General features: G+C 56.5%; 20 protein-coding genes. 11 read left to right on the top strand and 9 right to left on the bottom strand.

Features of this window, described 5'->3' with window-relative positions:
- The first annotated feature begins 215 nt into the window (after nt 1–215).
- The 3 genes from BAR1_RS02980 to BAR1_RS02990 all read left to right on the top strand — a co-directional run bounded on the left by BAR1_RS02980 (nt 216) and on the right by BAR1_RS02990 (nt 4845).
- On the top strand, nt 216–1376 hold the full coding sequence (locus BAR1_RS02980) for an OmpP1/FadL family transporter (RefSeq protein ID WP_162891653.1): 1161 nt from the start codon (nt 216–218) through the stop codon (nt 1374–1376).
- Nucleotides 1377–1540: 164 nt separating this feature from the next.
- On the top strand, nt 1541–2737 hold the full coding sequence (ubiM, locus tag BAR1_RS02985; protein WP_118941642.1) for a 5-demethoxyubiquinol-8 5-hydroxylase UbiM: 1197 nt from the start codon (nt 1541–1543) through the stop codon (nt 2735–2737).
- Between the two features lie 65 nt (nt 2738–2802).
- Nucleotides 2803–4845, top strand: coding sequence for an AsmA family protein (locus BAR1_RS02990; protein ID WP_118941643.1), 2043 nt, complete (start codon nt 2803–2805; stop codon nt 4843–4845).
- Between the two features lie 186 nt (nt 4846–5031).
- Here the strand turns inward: BAR1_RS02990 and BAR1_RS02995 are convergent, their stop codons facing one another.
- From BAR1_RS02995 to BAR1_RS03005, 3 genes are all read right to left on the bottom strand, one after another.
- Entirely contained in the window at nt 5032–5595 is a 564-nt protein-coding gene (locus tag BAR1_RS02995) for a GcrA family cell cycle regulator (protein WP_118941644.1), read from the bottom strand.
- A 124-nt stretch (nt 5596–5719) separates the two neighbouring features.
- The gene (locus BAR1_RS03000) at nt 5720–6532 is read right to left on the bottom strand and encodes an ABC transporter permease (protein WP_118941645.1); all 813 of its coding nucleotides are present in this window, start codon (nt 6530–6532) and stop codon (nt 5720–5722) included.
- Nucleotides 6529–7176, bottom strand: coding sequence for an ABC transporter ATP-binding protein (locus BAR1_RS03005; protein ID WP_228408704.1), 648 nt, complete (start codon nt 7174–7176; stop codon nt 6529–6531). Before BAR1_RS03005 ends, BAR1_RS03000 begins: the two co-directional genes overlap by 4 nt.
- Nucleotides 7177–7344: 168 nt before the next feature.
- Between BAR1_RS03005 and BAR1_RS03010 the strand changes: the two genes are divergently transcribed.
- Together BAR1_RS03010 and argF are read left to right on the top strand one after the other, a co-directional pair.
- On the top strand, nt 7345–8529 hold the full coding sequence (locus tag BAR1_RS03010; RefSeq protein ID WP_118941646.1) for an aspartate aminotransferase family protein: 1185 nt from the start codon (nt 7345–7347) through the stop codon (nt 8527–8529).
- Nucleotides 8526–9452: an ornithine carbamoyltransferase gene (gene argF, locus BAR1_RS03015; protein WP_118941647.1), complete on the top strand. Its 927-nt coding sequence runs from the start codon at nt 8526–8528 to the stop codon at nt 9450–9452. The genes BAR1_RS03010 and argF overlap by 4 nt, the downstream gene beginning before the upstream one ends.
- A 143-nt stretch (nt 9453–9595) precedes the next feature.
- On the opposite strand, the gene BAR1_RS03020 is transcribed toward argF, so the two are convergent.
- The 4 genes from BAR1_RS03020 to BAR1_RS03035 form a co-directional block, all read right to left on the bottom strand.
- Nucleotides 9596–10356, bottom strand: a protein-coding gene (locus BAR1_RS03020; RefSeq protein ID WP_118941648.1) for an IS5 family transposase whose coding sequence is annotated in 2 segments (ribosomal slippage) — nt 9596–10038 and nt 10038–10356 — 762 coding nt in all. Because the reading frame shifts where the segments join, the coding sequence is not laid out codon by codon here.
- A 43-nt stretch (nt 10357–10399) separates the two neighbouring features.
- A complete protein-coding gene (locus tag BAR1_RS03025; protein ID WP_118941649.1) occupies nt 10400–11344 on the bottom strand; it encodes a PIN domain-containing protein in 945 nt (314 codons plus the stop codon).
- A 6-nt stretch (nt 11345–11350) separates the two neighbouring features.
- On the bottom strand, nt 11351–13006 hold the full coding sequence (gene ettA / locus BAR1_RS03030; protein WP_118941650.1) for an energy-dependent translational throttle protein EttA: 1656 nt from the start codon (nt 13004–13006) through the stop codon (nt 11351–11353).
- Nucleotides 13007–13071: 65 nt separating this feature from the next.
- Nucleotides 13072–14409 (bottom strand): KAP family P-loop NTPase fold protein, encoded by a 1338-nt coding sequence (locus tag BAR1_RS03035; RefSeq protein ID WP_118941651.1) that lies wholly within the window; start codon nt 14407–14409, stop codon nt 13072–13074.
- A gap of 179 nt (nt 14410–14588) precedes the next feature.
- Here BAR1_RS03035 and mgrA point away from each other — a divergent pair, with 179 nt between their 5' ends.
- The 3 genes from mgrA to dacB all read left to right on the top strand — a co-directional run bounded on the left by mgrA (nt 14589) and on the right by dacB (nt 17818).
- The gene (gene mgrA / locus BAR1_RS03040; RefSeq protein WP_118944319.1) at nt 14589–15656 is read left to right on the top strand and encodes an L-glyceraldehyde 3-phosphate reductase; all 1068 of its coding nucleotides are present in this window, start codon (nt 14589–14591) and stop codon (nt 15654–15656) included.
- 2 nt (nt 15657–15658) lie between these two features.
- Nucleotides 15659–16264, top strand: a complete 606-nt coding sequence (locus BAR1_RS03045; RefSeq protein ID WP_118941652.1) for a nicotinate-nucleotide adenylyltransferase — start codon at nt 15659–15661, stop codon at nt 16262–16264.
- Between the two features lie 63 nt (nt 16265–16327).
- Nucleotides 16328–17818: a D-alanyl-D-alanine carboxypeptidase/D-alanyl-D-alanine endopeptidase gene (dacB, locus tag BAR1_RS03050; RefSeq protein WP_118941653.1), complete on the top strand. Its 1491-nt coding sequence runs from the start codon at nt 16328–16330 to the stop codon at nt 17816–17818.
- Nucleotides 17819–17867: 49 nt separating this feature from the next.
- Here the strand turns inward: dacB and BAR1_RS03055 are convergent, their stop codons facing one another.
- Both BAR1_RS03055 and BAR1_RS03060 read right to left on the bottom strand, forming a co-directional pair.
- Nucleotides 17868–19295 carry a hypothetical protein gene (locus tag BAR1_RS03055; protein WP_118941654.1) on the bottom strand — a complete coding sequence of 476 codons (1428 nt, stop codon included), beginning with the start codon at nt 19293–19295 and terminating at the stop codon, nt 17868–17870.
- Nucleotides 19296–19364: 69 nt separating this feature from the next.
- Nucleotides 19365–19736, bottom strand: coding sequence for a tellurite resistance TerB family protein (locus tag BAR1_RS03060; protein WP_407681531.1), 372 nt, complete (start codon nt 19734–19736; stop codon nt 19365–19367).
- Nucleotides 19737–19909: 173 nt separating this feature from the next.
- Here BAR1_RS03060 and BAR1_RS03065 point away from each other — a divergent pair, with 173 nt between their 5' ends.
- From BAR1_RS03065 to BAR1_RS03075, 3 genes are all read left to right on the top strand, one after another.
- Nucleotides 19910–21487: a lysine--tRNA ligase gene (locus tag BAR1_RS03065; RefSeq protein ID WP_118941656.1), complete on the top strand. Its 1578-nt coding sequence runs from the start codon at nt 19910–19912 to the stop codon at nt 21485–21487.
- 12 nt (nt 21488–21499) lie between these two features.
- A complete protein-coding gene (locus BAR1_RS03070; RefSeq protein ID WP_118941657.1) occupies nt 21500–22090 on the top strand; it encodes a class I SAM-dependent methyltransferase in 591 nt (196 codons plus the stop codon).
- A 194-nt stretch (nt 22091–22284) separates the two neighbouring features.
- A complete protein-coding gene (locus BAR1_RS03075) occupies nt 22285–24576 on the top strand; it encodes a glycosyl hydrolase family 28-related protein (protein ID WP_118941658.1) in 2292 nt (763 codons plus the stop codon).
- Nucleotides 24577–24681: the final 105 nt, after the last annotated feature.

Below are 24681 nucleotides of genomic sequence, written 5' to 3' on the forward strand. Positions count from 1 at the left end.
GTGAAAGGGCCTGAAAGAGTGCGGGAGTTTTGCTAATGCCCGTTTTTTACGCGATTTGGAAGCGAAATGCGGTGAAATGGGCTGATCCGGACACATTTTTGCGGATTCCCTTAACATCTAGATAAAAGAATTTGACTCAAAGGGGGCAACTCTCAATTGTAGAGACAATATGTCGCGGTCGGGCAAAAAGGGCCGTAATTTTGGGAGGAAGACAATTGAATAAACTGCTAGGACAAACGGCGGGCCGTTTGGGAATAACGCTTACAACAGCAATGATATTGGCAACACCGGCGATGGCAACCGAAGGGATGTTCGCGCTGGGTTTCAGTACCAATCAGCGGGCAATGGGCGGCGCTGGTGTGGCTTATGGGTACGAGGCCATGTCGGCCACGCTGAACCCGGCCAATGCCGCGAATGTGGGGCATGAAATGCAATTCGGGCTGGATATCTTTAGCCCGAACCGCGGGTTTACACAGGCCCCCGGCCCACGTGTTGAAAGTAACTCGAATTATTTCCCCGTACCGAATTTTTCCTACAACAAGCCATTGGACAACGGCAAAGTGTTCAATATTTCGGTCTATGGCAATGGGGGCATGAATACAGATTATCCCATAAACATGTTCGGAGTAGGAAGCCCGACCGGTATTGACCTGAGCCAGATGTTTATCTCGGCGACCTATGCCGGGAAATCGGGCAATCTGTCTTGGGGCATCTCGCCAACTGTTGTCATCCAGACATTCCGCGCCAACGGGCTGCCTTTTGGATCGGGGCGTGACTGGTCCTATGGCGGTGGTTTGCGCGCCGGTATCGTATATGAGGCTTCGCCGCAACTGAGCTTGGGTCTGTCCGGCAGCACCAAGATGAACATGACCAAGTTCGACAAATATGCAAACCTGTTCGAAAATCGCGGCGAATTCGATGTTCCCGGGTCGATTACGGCGGGGCTTGCCTATAAGGCGAATTCAAAGCTGACAATGATGCTGGATGTGCAGCGGATATTCTATTCCGGTGTGGATGCCATTTCGAATCCGGTTGGCCCACCGCCATTTGGCACACCAGGTGGCCCAGGGTTTGGCTGGGACGATATCAACGTTCTGAAACTGGGTCTGGAATACAAAGCCAATGATACAATGACGTGGCGCGCCGGTTATGCCTACTCGGAAAATCCGGTTGGCCCCGAGGACGTTTCAATGGGCATTCTGGCCCCCGGGGTTGTTACCCATCATCTGACGGTTGGCGGCACCTATTCGTTCAACCCCAGCAACTCGATTGATTTTGCGATCGAGTATGCGCCCGAGAACACTGTAACAGGTGGCCCGATCACGCTTGATATGAGCCAGTTCAGTGTTTCGGTGGGCTGGACACGCAAGTTCTAAAACCGCATCAAGACAGTCAAGATTACAGAGGGGGGCCAATTTGGCGCCCCTTTTTCGCTTCGGTTACAGTGGAAATATACGATTGCCGTTGATATACGTCATTTCAGGCGCCATATGGTTATGGCACTGTCGTTCGATACCGCTTTCACAAAGGATGCTTTCCAATGACCGCCCCCCGCAATTTCGACATCGTTATTATCGGCGCAGGCCCCGCAGGCCTGTCCCTTGCCCGCACCCTGTCGGGCAGCGGTTTGCAGATCGCCATTGTCGAAATGCAGAGCGAGGCCGTGCTGGCCGACCCGCCCGAGGACGGGCGCGATATCGCGCTGACGCATACGTCGGAAAAGCTGATGAAGGATCTGGGCATGTGGGCGCATATCCCCGAGGACCAGATCGGCACCATTCGCGATGCCAAGGTGGTGAACGGCAAATCGCCATTTTCGCTGCATTTCGACAGTCGCGGATCAGGGGCCGATTATTTGGGGCGGATTGTGCCGAACCATCTGATCCGGCAATCCGCCTATAAGGTGGTCAAGGATCAGCCCAATGTCACCCTGCTGTGCGAAAGCGAGGTGGTTTCTGTGGCCACCAACACCACCGAAGGCACCGTCGGTCTGGCCGATGGCACCACGCTGAAGGCGGCGCTGGTTGTGGCGGCGGACAGCCGGTTTTCAAGCACCCGTCGCAAGATGGGGATCGCGGCCAGCAGTCTGGATTTCGGCCGCGTTGTGATTGTCTGCGAGATGGAGCATGAACTGCCCCACGAAGACACCGCGACAGAGTGTTTCTTTTACGACCAGACGCTGGCGATCCTGCCGATGTATGGCAATAAATCCTCTGTGGTTGTGACCCTGCCGACAGCCAATGCCGATGCGGTTCTGAACATGCCGCCCGAGGCTTTTGCCGCGGATATCGCCCAAAGGTTTGGCGGCAAGCTGGGCAAGATGACTTTGGTCACCAAACGCCACCCCTATCCGCTGGTCGGGGTTCTGGCCAAGCAATTCGTCACCACCCGTTTTGCGCTGGTGGGGGACGCGGCGGTGGGGATGCACCCTGTTACCGCGCACGGGTTCAATCTGGGTTTAAGCGGGGCCAAGTTGTTGTCCGACCAGATCGAGGAAGCCGCGCGCAATCTGACCGATATCGGCGCGATGACGGGACTAAAACGCTATGAATCGGCGCACCGTCGGGCGGTGCTGCCGCTGTATCACGGCACCAATGCGCTGGTGAAACTGTATACCGACACATCGGTTCCGGCCCGCCTGTTGCGGGATGTGGCGCTGCGTGTGGGGAATTTCCTGCCGCCGGTCAAGAAACGCATTCTGCACCAGTTGACCCATATCGAACAGCACGCCAAATAGGGCTTGAGCACACGGCATCGGGCACCTAGTTTGAAAGCATGTTCTTGTAACGCAGGAGAGTTATTGTGCGCCTGATCCTTCGGTTTATCCTTGTTGTATTTATCCTGATCATTGTGGGGGTGACGGCATTGCTGTTCATGCCCGGTGACAGGATCGCCAAATTCGCCGAAGACCAGTTCGAGGCGGCCACGGGCCGGCAGATGGACATTACAGGCGATGTGCGCACCTCGATCTATCCGCTGCTGGGGGTCCGGACGGGGCCGGTGACCATTGCCAACGCGGATTGGGCCGGAGGGGAGCCGATGCTGCGGGCCGAGGGCCTGAGCATTGGGGTGAACCTGATGGCACTGTTCAGCGGTGATGTGAAGATCAAGAAGGTCGAGGTGATCTCGCCACAAATCCTGCTTGAGGTAGCCAAGGACGGGCGTGCGAACTGGGAGATGGCACCAGCGGGTGCGACCGCTGCTGCAGGCACACCATCGGGCAGCGGGGCCATTCCGGCATTCACGCTGGAGCGCGGTTTGGTGAAGGGCGGCAAGCTGACCTATATCGACCATGCCAGCGGTGAAAAGACGGTTCTTAGTGATCTGGATATCGACCTGCGCTTGCCCGATTTTGCCGCGCAGGGGGATATATCCCTGTCGATGCGTATGCACGGCCAGCCGGTTTCGCTGGACACGACGGTTGCGAATTTCGGCAAGTTTATCAATGGCGGGGTAAGTGCGCTGACGGCGTCGATCAAAACCGGTGGCAGCACCATCGCCTTTGATGGCAAGGCGGGGATTTCACCCTTTGCCGCAGATGGCAAAGTGGATGCCGATCTGGCCGATATGGCGGCCCTGTTCGGGGTGCTGGGGATGGACGCACCGGACCTGCCCAAGGGCATGGGGCGCACGGCCAGACTGGCGGGGGACGTGACCTATACGGCTCAGGGCACCGCGCATTTGCGCAATGGCTCGATCCGGCTGGATCAGAATGTGCTGACTGGCGCTGTGGATGTGTTCATCGCCGGTAAGGAACGCCCGTTTGTGAAGGGGCAATTCAAGGCCGGCGCGCTGGATTTCTCGGTTCTGGCAGCGAGTGTGGATAATGAAACCGGCGCGGCGGTGGAAACGGCGGCGGGTTGGCCCAAGGATGTGATCGACGTGAGTGCGTTATCATCGGTGGATGCCGATGTGGGGCTGGTTGCCAATGCGATTGATCTGGGCACGGTCAAGCTGGGCCCATCCAGCGTGGCAGTGAAACTGGACCGGTCCCGCGCGGTGTTCGAGTTGAACAAGGTGCAGGCCTATCAGGGCATTGTCAGCGGCCAGTTTGTGATGAACGGACGTGGCGGGCTTTCTGTGGGGGGCGATTTGAAGGTCGCCCATATGGCGATGCAGCCTTTGCTAAAGGATTTGGCCGATTACGAACGGTTGATTGCAGTTGGCGATCTGCGGGTGAAATTCCTGGGGGTCGGCAATACCATGGATGCGATCATGCGCAGCCTGTCTGGGGACGGATCGTTTACTTTAGGGCAGGGGGAAATTCTGGGCCTTGATTTGGCCGGTATGCTGCGCAATCTGGATACCTCTTATCAAGGTAAGGGGCAAAAGACGGTGTTCAACTCCATCGGGGCCACATTCACGATGAAAGACGGTGTGTTGTATAACGACGATCTGGCCTTTGTGGCGCCATTGGCGCGGGCGGACGGATCGGGCGAGGTGGGGATTGGCACACAGACGTTGAACTACCGGATTACGCCTGTTGCATTGGCGGCGGCAGATGGCACCGGCGGGATTTCGGTTCCGGTGCTGATCACCGGCACATGGGCCAACCCGAAATTCCGGCCTGACCTGAAGGGGCTGATTGACCAGAATCTGGCCGATGAAAAAGCGGCGCTGGAAGCTAAACTTGCCGCCGAGAAAGCCGCCGCCGAGGCGCGGTTGCAGGCTGAAAAAGCGGCTTTGCAGGAGCGGCTGGATGCCGAACGGGCCGCGGCGGAACAGCGGGCAAAAGATGCGCTGGGGGTCGAGACACAGGACGGCGAGAGCATCGAGGATGCTGCACGGCGCAAGCTGGAGGAAGAAGCCAAGCGGGGCTTGTTGAACCTTCTGGGGAATAATTAGAGCTATCCGCACAACCTGAATGGCGGGTAAGGCGTTGGAATAAATACTGAAAATGGCTTCTGAAAAGAACCACTAAACCGGTTTAGTGGTTCTTTTTCCCAGACCGAAAATATCCGGAATATCCAACAGAAAACCCGCGGGAATGCCCGCGGGTTTTCTGTAATCTCTATTGAATGACTGCGAAAATCAGCGCCGACGATCGCGGCGGGCAGACATCGGTTGGAACGCAACGCCAACGTGGGCTTCGCAATAGGGCTTGCCCGGTTCCGAAGGCAGACCGCAGAACCAGAATTCCTCGGTTGCCGGATCGCCAATCGGCCATTTGCAGGTGCGTTCGGTCAATTCCATCAGGCCGATCTTTTTGGCTTTCTTTTCCACTTCGCGCACGGTTGCCAGCGCTTCGGGGCTGATTTCGTTTGCCGAAGGTTGTGGCGGCAGGGGTTGGCCGGCCGGAATGATGGCCTTGCGCGGGGGCAGAACAGGTTTTGGCGCCGCATTGGCGGGCGCGGCTTTGGGTTTGGCCTTGGCCGTCGGTTTGGCGGCGCGGGCTGCGGCCGGTTTTGCCGCGGCTTTGGGTTTGGCCCCACCCTTGTTGCCACTGGTAGCACGGTTGGACAGGCCAAGGCGATGCACCTTGCCGATCACTGCATTGCGGGTCACACCGCCCAGTTCCTTGGCGATCTGGCTGGCGGATTGGCCTTCGCCCCACATTTTGGTCAGCGTTGCAACGCGGTCGTCTGTCCAGGACATCTGTTTTCCTTAACTGAAAATGGCCGTGGCGCAGGCAGGCTTGCCCCGTTCCAACGACCACTCTGGTAGAATTCTGTTGCTGGCATTTTATACGGCCCGCGCGCAGGATACAAGCGTCATGGTGTCAGGCGGGGTCTTTGGGTTTGGTTAGCCGTTCCAGACGCAGCCGGTCGCGCTCGTCCGTCAGCCGCCAGACCGATCCGAATGTCGCCGCCAGCACGCCCAGCCCCGTTGCCCCGCCGATCAGGAACATCACCAGCAGTTGGTATTTTACCGCTTCGGTCGGGTCCACGCCGGACAGGATTTGCCCGGTCATCATACCGGGAAGCGAGACGATGCCGACCGCCCCCATCGCATTGATGATCGGCATAAAGCCCGAGCGTAGCGCACGCCGCAGCACGGGGCGCAGGGCGGACCAGCGGGTTTGGCCCAGCAACAGTTGTGCCTCGATCGACACGCGCTCGCGGCTGATACCGGTATGCAGCGCGTCCAGCGCCAGCGATATGCCGTTCATTGTGTTGCCCAGCACCATCCCCAACACCGGCAGGGCAAAGCGCGGGGTCCACCACGGGTCCGAGCCGATCATCGTGGTCAGGGCAATCACCGTGATCCCCGCCCCCGCAAAGGCCATCGCGCCGGTGCCGATGCCAAAGCCCCACAGGCCGCGCAACTTGCGGTCCTGCCGCGCCCAGACTTCGCGACCTGCAAACAGCACCATCGAGGTTGCGACCAGCAGGGTTAGCCATGGTGACAGGATCGCAAACAGGCTTTTCAGCAGCAGCCCGACCAGTATCAGTTGCACCACCATGCGCACAGCGGCGATGGCCAGTTTGCGTTCCAGTCCAAGGTGAAGCCACAGTGACAACAGCCCGTTGATCACCAGAAAAATCGAGGCCAGTAGCAGATCGGTATAGGTCAGGGCGATATAGCTGCTCATGCGGCCACCTGTTGCAACTGGCCATCCTCAAGGCGCAGGATACGGTGGGCCAGCCGTTTGGCCTGTGCCGCGTCATGGGTGACGATCAGGATGGCGGTGCCTTTGCCCAGTTGCTGTTTCAACAGGGCCTCGATTTGCAGGGTGGTATCATGGTCCAGCGCTGCGGTGGGTTCGTCCAGCAGCAAAACCTTCGGGCCACCTTCCAGACAGCGCAGCAGGGCCAGCCGGTGCTTTTCGCCGGTGGACAGGCGGGCGACTTCCCATTCCATTGCGGTTTCGGGCAGGCCGACAAGGGACAGTTGACCGCGTATCCTGTCCGGCGCCTGAAAATGCGGCGCGACATGATCCAGCCACCAGCCGCTCTCGGCGGGCAGCATGGCAACGGTTTTGCGCCAGTCGGGCGCGGGGACATCGGCGCGGATTACGCCACCGGCTTGTACCTGTCCGTCATTCGGGTCCAGATCGACAATCGCGCGCAGCAGCACCGATTTGCCGGTGCCCGACGGCCCCGTGATCGCCACACATTCCCCCGCGCCCACATCAAAACTGACAGGGCCGATCATCAGGCGGGTCAGGTTGCTGACCTTCAGCAGGGGATTTTCGGGGTTCACAGGCGGATAATCCTTCGATAAGACGTTCCCCATGATTAAACGCCCGAATACCGCCCAGTGCAACCGACGCCGACGCTAAAGTAGCGTTTTCGGCCCATCGGGCCGTGTTTAATCCCGTGCCATGCGGCACACCTCTTCCTAAAATATTGACATGCCCCCGGCTTTGCGCCACCCAAGGGCTTCTTCTAAAGGAACTTTGCTATGATACCCTCTGTTTTGCCGACCTATAACCGGGCACCGCTTTCCTTCGTCAAAGGCGAAGGCAGCTGGTTGGTCGAGGCAGACGGGCGCCGATTTCTGGATTTCGGTGCTGGCATCGCGGTGAATGTTCTGGGCCACGGGCACCCCGCTTTGGTTGGCGCATTGACTGATCAGGCACAGGCGCTTTGGCATACGTCGAACCTCTATGAAATTCCGCAGCAACAGGCGCTGGCAGACAAGCTGGTCGAGGCCACCTTCGCCGACACTGCGTTTTTCACCAATTCCGGCACCGAGGCCTGCGAACTGGCAATCAAGATGGTGCGCAAATACTGGTTTGAAAAGGGCCAGCCCGAGCGGGTCAAGATTATCGCCTTTGAAGGATCCTTCCACGGCCGTTCGGCTGCGGGGATTGCTGCGGCAGGCTCGGAAAAAATGACCAAAGGCTTTGGCCCGCTACTGCCCGGTTTTGTGCAATTGCCCTTTGGCGATCACGAGGCATTGGCGGCGGAAATGGATGACACGGTCGCGGCGGTGATTGTCGAGCCGGTGCAGGGCGAGGGCGGTATCCGCCCGCTGCCGGATGCCTGCCTGAAGGGCTTGCGTGATGCCTGTGACGCGGTGGGCGCGCTGATGGTGCTGGACGAAATCCAGTGCGGCATGGGGCGCACCGGCAAGCTGTTTGCCCATGAATGGGCCGGTGTTGCGCCCGACATCATGCTGGTGGCCAAGGGCATCGGCGGGGGTTTTCCGCTGGGTGCGTTGCTGGCAACTGAAAATGCGGCGTCGGGCATGACGGCGGGCACGCATGGCTCGACCTATGGCGGCAACCCGCTGGCCTGCGCGGTGGGCAACGCGGTGATGGAGATTGTCGCCACAGACGAATTTCTGGCCGATGTGAACCGCAAGGCAGGCACCCTGCGCCAGTCGCTGGAAGGGCTGGTTGCGGCGCATCCCGATGTGTTCGAGGGGGTGCGTGGTTCCGGCCTGATGCTGGGGCTGAAATGCAAGGCGCCCAATATGGATGTGATCAACGCGGCCTATGGGGCCGAAGTGCTGATCGTGCCCGCGGCGGACAATGTTGTGCGGCTGCTGCCCGCGCTGAACATCCCCGACGAGGATATTGCCGAAGGCGTGGCGCGGCTGGACAAGGCGGCAAGCGAAGTTTCCAAAGGACTGAAACCATGAACCATTTTCTTGATATCCACACCACCGATGCCGACGATCTGCGGGGCATGATCGATCAGGCCCAGGTGATGAAAGAGGCCCGCAAGGGCCTGCCCAAGGGCACGCCGGACGCGGACCAGCCGCTGAAAAACCACATCGTGGCGCTGATTTTCGAAAAACCGTCAACGCGCACGCGGGTTTCCTTTGATGTGGGCGTGCGGCAGATGGGCGGCGAAACGCTGGTGCTGTCGGGGGCCGATATGCAGTTGGGTCATGGCGAAAGCATCGCCGATACCGCGCGGGTTCTGTCGCGCTATGTCGATATGATCATGATCCGCACCTTCGAGGAATCCGTGTTGCAGGAACTGGCCGAATACGCCGATGTGCCGGTGATCAACGGGCTGACCAACCGCACGCACCCCTGCCAGATCATGGCGGATGTGATGACGTTTGAGGAACACAACGGCCCGATCAAGGGCAAGAAAGTGGTCTGGACGGGGGATGGCAACAATGTCTGCGCCTCGTTCCTGCATGCGGCGGGGCAGTTCGGGTTCGACTTTACCTTTGCCGGACCACCTTCGCTGGACCCTGAACCGGAATTCGTGGACCTGGCCCGCAGCAAGGGCGTGAATGTGGTGATTGAACGGGACGCCGAAAAGGCGGTGCAGGGGGCCGATCTGGTGGTGGCCGACACATGGGTTTCGATGCACGACAGCCAGTCCACCCGCCAGCGCCGCCACAACCTGCTGAAGCCCTATCAGGTGAATGACCATCTGATGGAGCAGGCCAAGGACGACGCGCTGTTCATGCACTGTCTGCCGGCACATCGGGAGGAAGAGGTGACATCCTCGGTGATGGACGGCGAAAAATCGGTGATCTTTGACGAGGCCGAAAACCGTCTTCATGCGCAAAAGGCGGTGATGCGCTGGTGTCTGGGGGTTTAGGGGGGGGGTTAATTGTCGGTCCGTAGGCGGGTGAAGCCCGCCCTACGGGTTGTCCCGAAATTTCAAAAAGGGAGAAAAACCGAGTGATCGAATTCCAATATTTCTTCAGCCTCTTCAACTGTAACATTACTTAGGCTCAGGACTCATTGATTAACCCAGAAGATAACGATAGCAGCTATTTGGATTGCTGACAGGAAAGTATGGGCGCAACGGTCGAACCGCATGGCGATGCGTCGCCAGTCCTTGAGTTTGGCAAACATATTCTCGACCTTGTGCCGCTGTTTGTATAAGGTTTTACAGTACGTTGCGGGGTGTTTACGTTTGGCTCTGGGCGGTATGCACGGGGTAATGCCGCGCTTGATCAGAGCCGCGCGGTAAGCGTCGCTATCGTAACCTTTATCGCCAAGCATTTCCTTTGCTGCAGGTAAATCAGGCAGTAATGTTGCCGCACCTTTATGATCGGATTGCTGGCCCTCGGTTAGTAACAGCCGCACCGGGCGGCCCTCGCCGTCACAAACCGCGTGCAATTTGGAGTTCAATCCGCCTTTGGTGCGGCCAATAGCGCGGGGAACATCCCCCCTTTTAACAGGCTGCAAGCCGTGCGGTGCGTTTTGAGATGTGTTGCGTCAATCATTAACCGATCCGGCGGGCCATTTTCGGCGACCAAAGCCGTGAAAATTTTGTCAAACACCCCCATCTTCGACCACCTGATAAACCTGTTATATAAGGTTTTATGCGGCCCGTAGACCTCCGGAGCGTCCCGCCAACGCAAACCGTTGCGGATTACATGAATGATACCGCTGATAACTTTGCGATCATCCACCCGTGGCACGCCGTGCGACAAAGGAAAATACGGTTTTATCCGCGCTAACTGTGCTTCGCTGAGCCAAAATTGATCTGACATACCACCCTCCTAATGTTGTGGAGCACAGTGATTCAGAATTTTGTCAGATAAGCAACATATTAATGGGTCCTGACCCTAGGTGCCCAGTTGAATTCGAGAATTTTTTGAAAAAATCTTGCACATCGCAGTCCATTGCAATCCACCTCACTTGGTTGTTGTCCAATAATGCTGAAAAAATTTGGCGTATTTGTCCTTTTGTAAAATGCTCAAATTCCATAAGCTCGCTAATAACTTGATGGGTTTCAGAAAAATTAGGCGAATTGATCAGCCGTCGTACTAGCTCATCTTTTTTAAATTCGGTGGAGAGATTTATTTGCGGAAAACGGGCCTTAAAAAAATTTGATAATGAGTTATGGAGGGTAACGGCGCCCCACTTGCGTGAGTTGCTCCATTCTAATGAAAGGAAATCAGATATTTGACCGGATTTTAAAGGTGATGTGAAATCACCATCTAGTGTAACTAGATCAAGGTTGCCGCTTTTAGTTTGATCTAACAAACATTGCCAATGTATTGCATCACCAATAGAATTCCGTTTTCCAGGTGGATCGCCTGAAGCAACCCTAAAATGTACTTTTTCCATTATTTCAGCAGTGATAGGTAAATCCTCAGCTAGTTCAAATAATCCGGCGATTAACTTGTCCGCCCCTAGCGACCTATTCTCTATATCCGTGTTAATTTTCGTGACTAATTTTGCGTGAATTTTGTTTGCTTCTTTTAAATGTGATCGTATTTCTTCAAGTTCGCTATAGTCGTTGCAATAATGAGGGAATTCTTTTCCAAAGTTAGCATTCTTGAATTCGTTGAAGCCCGTCGCAATTTTGTTCTCCCTGTTTCTATCAACTTCCCTCCTTAGTTGATCGTTTGAATATAAGATAATTTCTTCGTCTCCAATTAGCTTTACAACTTTGGCTAATTCTACGAGATCATCTTTGCTGGATTGGAAGAATGATAGGAAAATATTGGCGTCCAGAAATAGTTGCTGTGCCATTTTTCATCACCTCACAAACTTCTTGAACTTCACCCGCTTCGGCTCCAGCGCATCCGCCCCCAGACGGCGTTTCTTGTCTTCCTCATAATCCTCGAAGTTGCCCTCGAACCACTCAACATGGGCTTCGCCCTCGAACGCCAGAATGTGGGTGCAAATCCGGTCCAGAAAGAAGCGATCGTGCGAGATGACCACGGCACAGCCGGCGAAATCGACCAGCGCGTCCTCGAGTGCGCGCAGGGTTTCCACATCGAGATCATTGGTTGGCTCATCGAGCAGCAGCACGTTACCGCCGGAGCGCAGCAGCCGCGCCATGTGGACGCGGTTGCGCTCGCCCCCTGACAGCATCGCCAGCTTCTTCTGCTGGTCGCCACCCTTGAAGTTGAACGCCGAGCAATAGGCGCGCGAGTTCATTTCCGCATCGCCCAGCATGATGATGTCCTGACTGTCGGTGATCGCCTCCCACACAGTCGCGTTGTCGTCCAGATCGTCGCGGGACTGATCGACGTAGGACAGCTGCACCGTATCGCCAAATGTGACGGTGCCGGCGTCGGGTTGTTCCTGCCCTGTCATCATCCGGAACAGCGTGGTTTTACCGGCACCATTGGGGCCGATCACACCGACAATCGCACCGGGCGGGACGGTGAAATCAAGGTCCTCGATCAACAGTTTGTCGCCCATGGCTTTCTTCAGCCCTTCGACCTGGATTACCTTGCCACCAAGGCGCGGGCCGTTGGGAATGATGATCTGCGCCTTGCCCATTTTTTCGCGCTCGGACATGTTGGCCATGTCGTTATAGGCGTTGATACGGGCCTTGGATTTGGCCTGGCGGGCTTTGGGGGATGCGCGCATCCATTCCAGCTCGCGCTCCAGCGTTTTCTGGCGGGATTTATCCTCGCGGGCCTCTTTGGCCAGACGCTTGGATTTTTGCTCCAACCATGAGGAATAGTTGCCCTCCCACGGCACGCCTTGGCCGCGGTCCAGTTCCAGAATCCAGCTGGTGATGTCGTCGAGGAAATAGCGGTCGTGGGTGACAATCAGGATGGTGCCCTTGTAATCCATCAGGTGCTGTTGCAGCCAGGCGATGGTTTCGGCATCTAGGTGGTTTGTCGGCTCGTCCAGCAGTAGCATGTCGGGCGCTTCCAGCAGCAGTTTGCACAGCGCAACGCGGCGCAATTCACCGCCAGAAAGGGTCGAGACATCGGCGTCATCTGGGGGGCATCGCAGGGCCTCCATGCTGACATCGATCTGTGCGTCCAGATCCCACAGGTTCTGCGCGTCGATCTCGTCTTGCAGTTTGGCCATTTCGTCTGCGGTTTCGTCCGAGTAATTCATGGCCAGTTCGTTATAGCGGTCCAGAATGGCCTTCTTTTCGGCGACCCCCAGCATCACGTTTTCACGCACGGTCAGGGATGTGTCCAGCGTGGGTTCCTGCGGTAGATAGCCCACCTTGGCACCTTCGGCGACCCATGCTTCACCGGTGAAATCCTTATCCATGCCGGCCATGATTTTCATCAGGGTGGATTTGCCAGACCCGTTCACCCCGACCACGCCGATTTTCACACCGGGCAGGAAATTCAGGTGGATATTTTCAAACAGCTTTTTGCCGCCGGGATAGGTTTTGGACACGCCGTCCATGAAGTATACATATTGATAGGCCGCCATGAGGGTGCTCCTGAATGGGGTTTTGATTTGAGGCCTGAATAACGAAGGGAGGGAAGAGAGGCAATCTACTCTATATCCAAAGTGCGAATTGTTCCCCAAAGCAGTCCGGCCAACCGGGGGACGATATCACCCCGGTTGTTTGTTTGGGCGGGGGGCCATCCAGAGGCTCTTTGATCGTTTTCAGGCCAATTCAAGTCTTCCTCAAGGCAGAATGACCATCGGTTTATTGCTTCGTCCAAAAAACTCGGATCGGGAACTGTGCGGTTCGCACGCAGACCTAACGTCTTCTGAACCGTTTCAAAGGGCAGTTCTCCCTCGCGTGCCAGTACGGCAGTATCTGGGTCAATCGATTCCATAATCAAGAGGCCGGCCAATATGTGTGCATCCGGCCGATAGGCTAGCTTGTTTCTAGCGGGGGCAAGTATTGCAGAGGTTACCAGCCTTTCACAAGATCGAAGATTGGGCAATCTATCAGGAGGCATGTTCTCTAAATAGCAATTGATAAAATCGAGATATTGATCTTCTGTTAAGCCTTGAGTTTCGGCAAGCTTTTTAAAGTATTCGAAGCTGCCTTTATTGTATTTATTCCATTTATCACCCTCTACAGAAAACTTTACGTTTATGAATTTCTGCAGGTATTTCCCTGCGTCAATTTCTGCCCCGTATCTGCTTCGAACACTATTTTGCAACTCATTCAAATTCACCCCCAACACAAAATGCACATTATCCACGGCAAAGAAGTGCTTTATCACCTCTAGCATGGTTAACGCATAGTCAGGGCGGCAGCGGTCCAGCTCGTCGATGATGATGACGATTTTCTGCGGGATGCCATCGTTGTCCGGCTCTGTTAGTTTCCTAAGCGCAGTTCGGAATTCTTTCATTGCGGCGCGCCGTCCATCTTCTTTCTTCCAGAAGTTTTCGGACGCTTTGCTTAACTCCTCGTTGCTTGAAGCTACTACTGCATCCCCCACAGCACCGGCTATTTCACTTACTCCGGCAGTTGCGGCAGCCAAGCCAATACGCGTAGCAGGGCGCCATACCTTTGAAACGGCCTTCTTGGCTGCTCCTATCGCCTTGCCCGCTTTTGAATTTGGGTCGAACTGGTCAGAGAGCACCCCCGTTAAAGCAATCAGGGGGTCAACTAGGTAATCATGTTCGAAAGCATCAAAATAGATAACCTTGGCCTTGCCGTCATTCTCATTGGTATGTGCTCCGGTCCAGCATTTCAGAAAGAACGACTTGCCGCTGCCCCATGATCCGTCCAGCGCGATAACAATCGGGTCTTCGGTTTTTTCAACCAATTCCGACAGCACCTTGCCAGTTTTGGCGCGACCCAGTTGACAATGCTTGTCAAACCCGTCTTTGCCGATATCAATGTCAGGCTCTTTTATTGTCAGGCGCATTTGGCACTCCAATGATGGAAAAGAATTGGGTAGACTTTATCAAATGTATCAAAAACTTCCATATGCGGCGAAGGGCCCGCGCATCGACCTGTGGGCAATCATTTGAATTGCCCGTCTCGACGAATAGTGCGGCATCGGGTATCCCTGCTGCGGTCCCCATACTGCAGGAAAAAGCCGCCATGACAAAACCCGAGCGCCCGCCAAAACAATTTCCGCCCGTCTATCGGGCTGCCGAGGACCGGTATGAAAAGATGGTTTACCGCCGTTGTGGCAAGTCGGGGGTCAGGCTTCCGGCCGTATCCCTGGGGCTGTGGCACAATTTCGGCGAGGACACGCCGCATGACATAAAACGCGCGATGTGCCGCACAGCGTTTGATCTCGGGATCACCCATTTCGATCTGGCCAATAATTACGGCCCGCCCGCCGGCAGTGCAGAACTGGCCTTCGGGGAAATCCTGCGCACCGATTTTGCCGGTTACCGGGACGAGCTGATTATATCTTCCAAGGCCGGATATGACATGTGGCCCGGCCCTTATGGCGAATGGGGCAGCCGGAAATACCTGATTGCATCCTGTGATGCGTCACTGGAACGGATGGGGCTGGACTATGTCGATATTTTCTATTCTCACCGGTTTGACCCTGAAACCCCGCTAGAGGAAACCATGGGCGCGCTGGATCATATCGTGCGCTCGGGGCGGGCGCTCTATGTCGGGATTTCATCCTATAATTCCGCGCGCACCCGCGAGGCGGTGGCGATACTGAAGGATCTGGGCACCCCCTGCCTGATCCACCAGCCCAGTTACAACATGCTGAACCGCTGGGTGGAAAGCGACGGGCTGAAGGATACTTTGGCCGGGCTTGGCGTCGGCTCGATCGCGTTTACGCCTTTGGCGCAGGGGATGCTGACGGGGAAATACCTGAAGGGCGTGCCGGAAGGCAGCCGCGCCACACAGGGCAAATCCCTGTTGCCGGGGATGCTGAGCGATCATGCGTTGCAGGCCATTCGCGGGCTGAACGACATTGCGCAGCAGCGCGGGCAGACTTTGGCGCAGATGGCGATTGCATGGGTGCTGCGGGGCGGGGGGATCACCTCGGCCCTGATCGGGGCGTCACGGCCGGAACAGATTGTGGATTGTGTGGGTGCGGTCGGTAATCTGGAATTCAGCGCGGAGGAACTGGCCGAGATCGATGCGCTGGCGGGGGACGAGGCGATCAACCTCTGGGCGCAATCGAGCGAGACGGACTAGGCGTGCCGGGGCAGGGGCTTCCATATGCGGCAAAGGGCCAGCGCATCGGCCTGCTGGGCGGGTCATTCGATCCGCCGCACCTTGGGCATGTGCATATTTCCAAAGCGGCGTTGAGGCGGTTCAATCTGGATCAGGTGTGGTGGCTGGTGTCGCCCGGCAACCCTTTGAAAAAGGATGCGCCAGCGGCGATGGAGAAGCGGCTGGCGGCCTGTCGGGCGATTGCGGACCATCCGCGCATCAGGGTGACGGATTTCGAGGCACGGGTAGGGACGCGGTATACCGCCGAGACCTTGCAGGCCATATTTGCGCGGCGGCGCGGGGTCAGGTTTGTCTGGTTGATGGGGGCGGACAATCTGGCGCAATTCCATCGCTGGCAGCATTGGGAATGGATCATGGAAAACGTGCCTGTCGGGGTGATTGCGCGGCCCGGTGACCGGACTTCGGCGCGTATGTCCAAGGCGGCCAAGCGGTATGAGGGGTACCGGTTGCGCGGTTCACAGGCTGGAATATTGGCAGACAGCCCGCCGCCGGCGTGGTGTTTTATCAATGTGCCGATGGTGGATGTGTCCTCGACCCAGATACGGGCGCGGGGTGAGTGGGCGCGTTAAAATAGGAGGCAGCCTGCAAAACGCCATTGTCCTTGACCGGCGGGTTTGGTTTACTGCGCCATTATGAAGGGTCAATTTTCAAGACGGTTTATTCTGGGGGCTTTACTGGCCAGTGCTGCGGATGTGGCATGGGGTGATGCGCCGAAGGTTTCGATCCGGCCGGTGCCGCGGGCCGGCAATTTTCACAAACAGGCGGTGAAGGGGGCGGATGCCCTGATCGCGGCGGCGCGGTTGGGGGGCAAGGTCAGTTTTGTGGTGGCGGATGCCAAAACGGGGCTGATACTGGAAACCGCCAATCCGGTGTTGCCGCAGCCGCCTGCCAGTGTGACCAAGACGATCACATCGCTTTATGCGCTGGATACGCTGGGGGCGGGGTACAGGTTCAAGACACGGTTGATGGCAACAGGGCCGGTTGTGAACGGGCGTCTTAAGGGCGATTTGGTACTGGTGGGCGGCGGGGATCCGACACTGGACACGGATGATCTGGCGGATATGGCGGCGGCGTTGAAACAGGCCGGCGTGCGCGAGGTTTCGGGCAAGTTCAAAGTCAATTCCAGCGCGTTGCCCTTTATCAAACAGATCGACAAAAGCCAGCCGGATTATCTGGGTTATAATCCTGCGGTATGCGGGCTGAACCTGAATTTCAATCGTGTGCATTTTGAATGGAAACGCAGTGCCAGCGGCTATGATGTGGCGATGGATGCGCGGACCAGGAAATACCGCCCCGGCGTGCGGATCGCCAAAATGCGTGTGGTGGATCGGGATTTGCCGATCTACACCTACAAGGATTCCGGCGGGGTGGACAGTTGGACCGTGGCGCGGCGCGCCTTGGGGCGGAATGGCAGCCGCTGGTTGCCGGTGCGAAAACCGCACCTGTATGCGGCCGAGGTGTTCCAGACTATGGCGCGATCCCAAGGGATCAGATTGCCGCGTGCGGTGGTGTCCAAAGGGGTGGCCAAGGGCACGGTTCTGGTCGAGCATAATAGCGAGCAATTGCAGGTTTTGCTGAAGGCTTTGTTGAAGTTTTCCAACAACATGACGGCCGAGGCGATCGGCATGACAGCCAGCGCGGCGCGGAGCGGAAACATCGGATCGCTCAAGGCATCGGCCAAGAAAATGACGGACTGGACGGCCAGCCACACCGGTGCGCGCAAGTCGAAGTTTGTGGATCATTCCGGCTTGGGCACGGGGTCGCGGTTAACGGCGGGCGATATGGTATCCGCGCTGGTGCGGCAGGGGCCGAACGGGTCACTGGCGCATTTGCTGAAACCGATTGCGTTGCGGGACGCGAACGGGCGGGTGATCAAGGGGCATCCGGTCAAGGTGCATGCCAAAACGGGGACGCTGAATTTTGTATCTGCCCTGGCGGGCTATGTGACCGCGCCGGATGGCACGCAACTGGCATTCGCAATGTTCATGGCCGACGAAAAACGCCGCGCAGGGGTGGCCAAATCGGACCGCGAGGCCCCGCAGGGGGCCAAGTCCTGGAACAAGGCGGCCAAGCGGTTGCAGCAGGCGTTGATTGAAAGATGGGCGACGCTTTACGGGACGTGATGTTTCATACAAACGGTACATTTCAGCGCCCGTTTTGTACAATACAGCCCTATAGCGCCCCGATCAGATCGGCATAGCTGGAAAACACCCAAATCGTGCCATTGATCACTGCGCTGTGGTTCATCCTAAACAAATAGTAAAACAGGATGACCGGTAGCCAGATCGAGAGCGAGATCATACCGCAGACCATCGCCGAACCCTGCCAGCCGTCGATGTCCGAGCCTTCGCCACCGGAGGCCAGTTTTCTGATGGTCCAGTTGCGCAGGAAGGCGGGATACTGGATCAGAATGGTGGCAACCCCGACCATCAAATGCAGCAGGGTTGGCAATAATGTCGAGCCGAGCATCAGCGCCAGCCACCAGAAATCAGACGGGTTGTTTTGCAACTGGTCGAACAGGGTGGAAAGATCAAGCAGCGGGGTGCCATCCTGTGGGCGGACCAGATGGATATAGCCGATCAATGCAAAGCCGAGCAGAAAGAAGACCGACAGGCCACCAAGGGTATCAAGCAGGGCGTTGAACCAGATTGGTTTTGTCAGGCCACGACGTAACAGATACCGGGTAAGGCCGGTCGAGGTGAAATCGGCGAGCGCATTGAAGATCGGGAAAATGGCGAAGAACAACAACAGATAGGTTGGAGAGGGGGATTCGGTGGTAGATAAACTAGGAACTTGTTGGACTGAAACTAATAGCAAGATAAGCAGGAGGATTAGATAAAGCATACGGAAAATAGGCTGGAAGCCGAACCTTGCCTCGGTAAAGGATAGTGCGGTGGCAACTGCAACTACAAAGGCGATTATACCCTTGAGACCGAGTATAAGGATAATTACGATTATGATTGCAGATATAGTTCCAGCTATGCCAACGGTTACAAGTGCTAATGCAATAATACCTGCAAATGCGAGGTCTGTTGGCAGTTCGACCCGATTTCCAACGGAAAATATGAAGAATGAACCGCCTAATAAAACCAATAACTTGAGAATGGAAATTGGTGTGCGCAAACCGAATACTGTTTTTCTGTGAAACAAAAAAACATAAGAAAACAACAGGGCTAAAAACCAGAAAAATACAATAACTCGTGCTGTTGCTGATCCAGCCGGTGCAATCAGGGTATTGCCCAGTTGTAGAGGGCTGCCGAAAATCCATTGCCCGACAAAGCCAAGCACCGGATAGGCGATGGCCAGCAAGGTTGACAGATTGATCAACCCGTGACTAAAGGCGATGCGGGCGGAGTTGGCTTGTGCTATTAGTTCGTGGACGGAAAGGGTCCGGTCAATCCGGTCTAGAATACGCCCCATGGTGCGCCTGTAGCGGGCTTTCCAGTTGTTTTGATATAGGTCGCCGATCCAGCGTTTGCGGTTGGTGTTATTTTCCCACAGCTTGCCATAGGGGCTGGTGGTCAGCAGGAATACCAATGTGAAAAAAGGGCCGAACACGAACCAGCCCTTTGCCCAAAGAAATGCAAGTATTTGTCCCATTGTTTCACGCCCTTACGCCGCCTCAACCTAGCGTAGTTTAGGGCGCGAATTGGCGCAAGGTTTTATACGTTACGGCAACACATGCCTTGCCCGTGCGCCGCGCTCGATCGCGGCGGCGTGCAGGCGGTCGATGTTGAATTCATAGCGGATTTCCTCGAGCAGGCGCAGTTCGGCCTCTTTCAGTTGCCCGTCCGCCGCGGCCACATCGCAGGCCAGCGCATAGGCGGTTTCATACAGCCGTTCGGGCAGGTCGTTGCGGATCAGGCCGAACAGGGCGTCCAGTCCGTCTTCTTCACCGAACAGGTCGAACACGGTTTGCGACACGGTTTTCACCCGATCCATATCATAGCCCGCAAACACCGGCAGGTGGTTGACGATGGCCTGTATGGTCACAAGTTCCGAGGTGCGGATGTTTTCATCCGAGGCCGATACGGCAATCATCACAGCGACAAGGCAATCCTGCGGGGTCAGCGAATGGGGGATCTGGTTCACGATATAATCCTAAATATGGGGTATTCTATCAGGCCAGAATATTGACGCGGGCGGGACAGGGCAATAGGGACGTTTGCAAAGACGGGTGTAATTGCCCAAAACCTGCCGAGAAAGTGAAACAAATGTCCGAACTGCGTGAAGCCGCGATGAATTCCAAAGCCTGGCCCTTTGAAGAGGCGCGCCGCGTTTTGAAACGGCTGAACGGCAAGACGCCGGATAAGGGCTATGTTTTGTTCCAGACCGGCTATGGTCCGTCGGGCCTGCCGCATATCGGCACCTTTGGCGAAGTGGCGCGCACAACAATGGTGCGCCGCGCGTTTGAAGCGTTAAGCGACATTCCGACCAAGCTGATTTGTTTTTCCGATGATATGGACGGGTTTCGCAAGGTGCCCGGCAATCTGCCCAATCAGGAAATGCTGGCCGAGGATCTGAACCTGCCATTGACTAAGGTGCGCGATCCGTTCGGCACGCACGAGGGGTTCGCCCAGCACAACAACGCGCGGCTGTGTGCGTTTCTGGACAGTTTCGGGTTTGAGTATGAATTTGCGTCTTCGACAGAGTATTATACCAGCGGCAAATTCGATGATGCCCTGCTGACGGCGCTGGAGCGGTTTGACAAGATCATGGAGATCATGCTGCCGACCCTGGGGGCCGAGCGGCAGGCGACCTATTCGCCGTTCCTGCCGATTTCGCCCAAGACCGGACATGTGCTGCAAGTGCCGACGCTGGAACGCAATGTGGAAAAAGGCACGATCGTTTACGAGGAACCGGATGGCGAGCGGGTCGAGGTGCCTGTGACCGGCGGCCATGTGAAATTGCAATGGAAGCCGGATTGGGGCATGCGCTGGGCTGCGCTGGGTGTGGATTACGAAATGTCGGGCAAGGATCTGATCGACAGCGTGACGCAATCCAGCAAGATTTGTGCGGCCCTCGGGGCGCGGCCTCCAGTCAGCCTGTCGTATGAATTGTTCAACGACGAGCAGGGGCAGAAGATTTCCAAGTCCAAGGGTAATGGTCTGACGATGGAGGAATGGCTGGCCTATGCGCCGCCGGAATCCTTGCAGTATTTCATGTATCTGAAACCGAAAACCGCCAAGCGGCTGTATTTCGATGTGATCCCCAAAGCGGTGGATGAATATCACCAGCAGTTGCGGGCCTATCCGACGCAGGATCTGAAGGCGCAGTTGAACAATCCGGTCTGGCATTTGCACGAGGGCAACCCGCCCGAAAGCAAAATGGTGGTGCCCTTTGCGATGTTGTTGAATCTGGCCAGCGTGGCCGCGGCCGAGGACAAGGACGCCTTGTGGGGATTCATCAAGCGCTATGCGCCGGATGCCAGCCCGAAAACCCATGCCGATCTGGATGCGGCGGCGGGCTATGCGGTGAAGTATTACAACGACTTTGTGAAGCCGCAGAAAACCTATCGACTGCCCGACGACAAGGAACGTGCTGCGATGCAGGATTTGGTTGAGCGCCTGAAGGCGTGGGATGGCGGTCTGGATGGCGACGCGCTGCAATCCATGGTGTTTGCTGTGGGCAAGGAACACGGGTTCGAGCCGCTGCGGGACTGGTTCAAGGCGTTATACGAGGTGCTTTTGGGCGCATCCCAAGGGCCACGTTTTGGCGGATTCATTGCGCTTTATGGTGTGGATGAAACCGTGGCGGTGATCGAAAAGGCGCTGGCGGGCGGGTTGGTTTAAGGCAAAACGGATATGGCACAAAAGGACCGGCTAAAGTGGGACACGAAATATAGCGATGGTCATCACCTGATTGAAAAGGGTGAGGCCAGTTTCATGCTGAAGCGGTTCTATCACAAGGCACCGGCAAAGCGGGCACTGGATGTGGCCTGCGGCACGGGGCGTAATGCGCTGTTTCTGGCGGAACACGGGTTTGAGGTGGATGCGCTGGATATATCACCGGTGGGATTACAGCGGTTACAGGGCCATGCCGAACAGATTTCAGGGGCTGGCACGGTGAATTGCCAAGTTGTTGATCTTGATGAATATTCCCCGCCCAAAGCAAACTATGATCTGATTGTTGTGACCAACTATCTGAACCGGTGTTTGATCCCGAAACTGGCCCGTGAGTTACGTGAGGGCGGGGTATTGGTGATTGATACGTTCATGGTGGATTCCCGAAGCGGGGCGCAGGATTTCAATCCTGATTACCTGCTGCGTGCGGGCGAATTGCCCACCTATTTTGATGGTGCCTTTGAAGTTTTGGCATTCGAGGACGCCAGAAAAGGGCGTTGTAATACTGCACTGTTGAAGCAGGCGATCGCGGTGCGGAAAATTCCGGCCTGATCCTGCAAGTGTGCCTTACCGAACGCAATGGTTAAGGCTGGTTAACCCCCCTTTGATACATCTATCCCCAATTCGGGCCACGGGTCCGGGTTTTCAAGAAACTACTGAAATTCGAGCGGATTGATGGCGGCCGTTGGCCCCATTTGCGGTGCTGTCTGTCAGCGCGCATTCCGGATATGTGGAAAGGGGTTAGGATGAACAAAGCGATCACCGACGGGCTGGTTTTTACACCGCCAGAGTTTGCCAGCGGGTTGAATGTCTGGTCCAGTCAGGATGGGCTGGCGGGGCAGGATACCTATGCGAATGCGGCCAATGCGGCCTTTGTGCCGGCGGATGCTGATTTTTCCGGCTGTCTGGAGCTGGAGAAAACCACGGCCACACAAAAGCTGCGCTATATGGGGCAGACGCCGATCCTGCCGGGGTGCTATTTGCGCATCACTGTCAAGGTCAAGGCGATGAGCGGCAACCTGATGGATGTGCGGATTGCCGGTTGGGCCGGAGATTCGGCCGATAACCATGTGCCGGGTCTGGTCGAAGTCGGGCCGAGTGTGACGCTGACCTCTTATGGCGAGGTGGTGACGGTTTCGGCGATTGTCGGCACGGGGGTGCGCAGCGGTGTGGATATGCAATGGGGCAGCGCACCGGTTTACGGGCATTTCGGGCTGGATTTGACGGGGCCGACCGGCGGGGTGATCCGCATTGACGATTTCCAGATCGAGGACATCACCAGCGCGTTTTTGCGCGATATGATGGACTGGGTTGACGTCAAGGATTACGGCGCGATTGGTGACGGGGTGACCGATGATCAGGCCGCGTTCGAGGCGGCGGATACGGCGGCGAACGGGCGGCGTGTATTGATTTCGGCAGGCACTTATTACCTGGCAGACCATGTGACCTTTGAAAACCCTGTGCGGTTTGAAGGCACCGTGGCGATGCCGGTTGCCAAGCGGCTGGTGCTGCGAAAAAATTTCGATTTGCCGACCTATATCAACGCTTTTGGTGACGAAGAGCTGGCAATCAAGAAAGCCCTGCAAACATTGCTGAACTATTCCGATCATGAATCGCTGGATATGTGCGGACGGCGGGTGGAGCTGACGGCGCCGGTTGATGTGCAGGCGGCGGTGGCGAACCGCGATACTTTTGAATCGCGGCGGGTGCTGCATAACGGGCAGTTCAATATCATTGCCGGACCGGCGTGGGATGCGGATGTGGTGACATCAACCGCCACCTATTCTGCGGCGGATCCGAAAACCCTGACAGCGGTTGCGAATGTGGCCAATATCAAGGTCGGCTCACTGGTGGAAGGGGCCGGTGTAGGCCGCGAGGTTTATGTGCGGGCGGTGAATATCGGCGCGGGAACCGTGACGCTGAACCATGCCTTATACGGGGCGGCAGGCACGCAGACCTATACGTTCAAACGGTTCAAATATGCGCTGGATTTTGGCGGGTTTGTAAAGATGAGCCGGTTCGAGCTGGACCAGATTGAACTGCTGTGCAATGGCGATGCCAGCGGGGTTATGTTGCCGATGGATGGCCGGATGTTCCAGATCCGCAACAGCAGTATTTCGCGGCCAAAGGACCGGGGGATTACATCGGCGGGGATTGGCTGTCAGGATATCCACATTGACGGCAACCAGTTTTTGTCGAATGAAATGGGATTGCGGGCGCAGGATCGCACCACGGTGATGCTGAACGTCAACAAGAACGATGCGAAAATCCGCAACAATCAGGTGCACCGTTTCGCCCATTTCGCGGTGATAGGCGGCACCGGCACCATTATGACCGGCAACCACTGGTATCAGGGCGACAACGAAACCGCCGGTTTGCGCACCGCCGGGGTGGTGTTTACCAGCCGGACTGTGAATTCGATTGTTGATGGCAATTATGTGGACAACGCGTTTATCGAGATGACGAACGAACATGATGCCAACCCCGATCTGGTATCCGGTTATTCCTTTGGCGGGCTGACGATTACGGACAATGTTTTCATGGCCAGTGACGCCGCGAACTGGTTCAGCTGGATTGTGATCACCCCTTACGGAACAGGTCATTCGATTGACGGGCTGACCATCACAGGCAATTCGTTCCGCGCCGTTGCGGGAACAATCACGCGGGCAGACAGGGTGGATACGACCCACGCCGATCTGGATTACTGGTCGTTCCGCAATATCCTGTTCGACGGCAATACGTTCCACGGTGTGAATGAACGGGTGCAAAGCCCGACCACGGTGGAATTCAGCCAGAATTCCAATGCAACGACATGGAAGGTACCTTTTGCCCCGCATTTGCCGTTTGGCGGTTTGGCGCGGCGCGTGACTGCTATTGTGGCGGATGGGCAGATTACCTCGGGCACGGCAACGCGGGTTGATGTGATGCCCTATTCCGAGCGGACCAAAGGGGCCAATTTTGACGAGGTTTGGCTGAATTGGCCAGCGGCCTGTCGTGGCAAGGTTCAGGTGACAGCGCGGGTCGACCGGCCTTTGTAATTCCAGAGATATTTGTTTGATTTTGAAAGCGGGGCGCAGAAATGTGCCCCGTTTTCATGTGTTTGCTTGACCTGTCGCCCCGAGTGGCGCAGCCTTGGAAAAGAT

It is taken from the genome of Profundibacter amoris (assembly GCF_003544895.1).
Classification (GTDB): Bacteria; Pseudomonadota; Alphaproteobacteria; order Rhodobacterales; family Rhodobacteraceae; genus Profundibacter; species Profundibacter amoris.